Origin of the sequence: Mesorhizobium sp. M0060 (genome assembly GCF_040323155.1) — a bacterium.
In the GTDB taxonomy this organism is placed as follows: Bacteria; Pseudomonadota; Alphaproteobacteria; order Rhizobiales; family Rhizobiaceae; genus Mesorhizobium.
The window spans coordinates 1-1117 of record NZ_JAMYUP010000162.1 but is presented as its reverse complement, the minus strand read 5'-3'; the positions used below and the strand labels follow the sequence as shown (position 1 = coordinate 1117).

Here is a 1117-nt window from a genome sequence, read left to right as displayed (position 1 = left end):
GAAACCGTGCTGCGTGCCCTGCGCTCGGGCGGCGGTTCCATGGCGCAGTTCAGCCATGCTGAATTCGGCGGCATGTCGCAGTGGTCATCAGGCATGACAATGGTCGGCGACATGTTCAACGATGCGCTAAGGGCGAAGCTGAACGCTGTGGCCACGGATCTAGTAGCTTATCTTCGGGAGAATCCTGAGGTTGCCCATAATAAACCGGCCGAAGTGAGCTATAGATCACAGCAGCAGGTACCGGAAAGTTGGCCGAGAGGACTCGGCACACCCTCATCGACTGGATCGCAGAACCATTTGCGCTATGCGATCTATCCCGACTCGCGGCGACTGGTCATCGAGGATGCCGGCCGGCGCACGATATACGACACCGGCGATCATGTTATTTCGGGGATCGCCCAGGCGCAAAGTACGGATGCGACACTGACATTCCGCAGCCAGAACGGCCTTGTGCGGCTCTCGGAGCTGAAGAAGGTCGATGCTTGAGGTGTGGCCTTGTTAATGCGTCGCGGTGATGCTCGCGCCCCGCGCCATTCACCGCAGCGCGAGGCGTCTAAAGACGTCCTTCTTCGCCTCTCTGCGTTTCCGCCGCCGCTCCGTCTGCGGCCCGTTCGAGCGCAACCATTTTCTTGACCAGGGCGAGCAGATCGCGCTTGGTGCCGTGCGGCAGAGACACGACCTGTTGTGCGAGTTCCATGCTGTCGCGGGCTTCCTCCGGGGTGCGGCCCCATAGATGCGGGGCAGCGCTGAACAGCATTTCCATCGGCATGAATCCGAGGATTTCGCACAGGTGGATCATCCTGGTTACGTGCATTTTTGAGAATGCGCGCTCATAGCGGCCATAAACCTGCATCGAAAGGCCAAGCAAGGGCGCGAGCTCGGCGCGCGTCAGATCCTTCTCCTCGCGCGCCTTGCGGATGAACTGAGCTATTCTTTCATCGATCTCGCCGAGGGTTTTGATGCCTTCAAACCCCGGCCGGCGGAAAACAGGCTTGTCGATCTCGGGATCGATCGTCTCAACCAGTTCCATTTTGTTTTTATAGGCGTCCATATCCTTAGCCACGTCCTCTCCCTTCTTGCTTTTTCCAGTCGCGGACAGGGCGACGACCTCAATCAA

At 58.7% G+C, this 1117-nt stretch carries 2 protein-coding genes; one reads left to right on the top strand and one right to left on the bottom strand.

All coding sequences use genetic code 11. The features are described from left to right. Window positions 1-486, top strand: a 486-nt coding sequence (locus tag NKJ94_RS37385) for a hypothetical protein (RefSeq protein WP_352532788.1), incomplete at its 5' end; no start/stop codon positions are given. A 67-nt stretch (window positions 487-553) separates the two neighbouring features. On the opposite strand, the gene NKJ94_RS37380 is transcribed toward NKJ94_RS37385, so the two are convergent. Continuing rightward, window positions 554-1051 (bottom strand): helix-turn-helix transcriptional regulator, encoded by a 498-nt coding sequence (locus NKJ94_RS37380; protein ID WP_352532790.1) that lies wholly within the window; start codon window positions 1049-1051, stop codon window positions 554-556. Window positions 1052-1117: the final 66 nt, after the last annotated feature.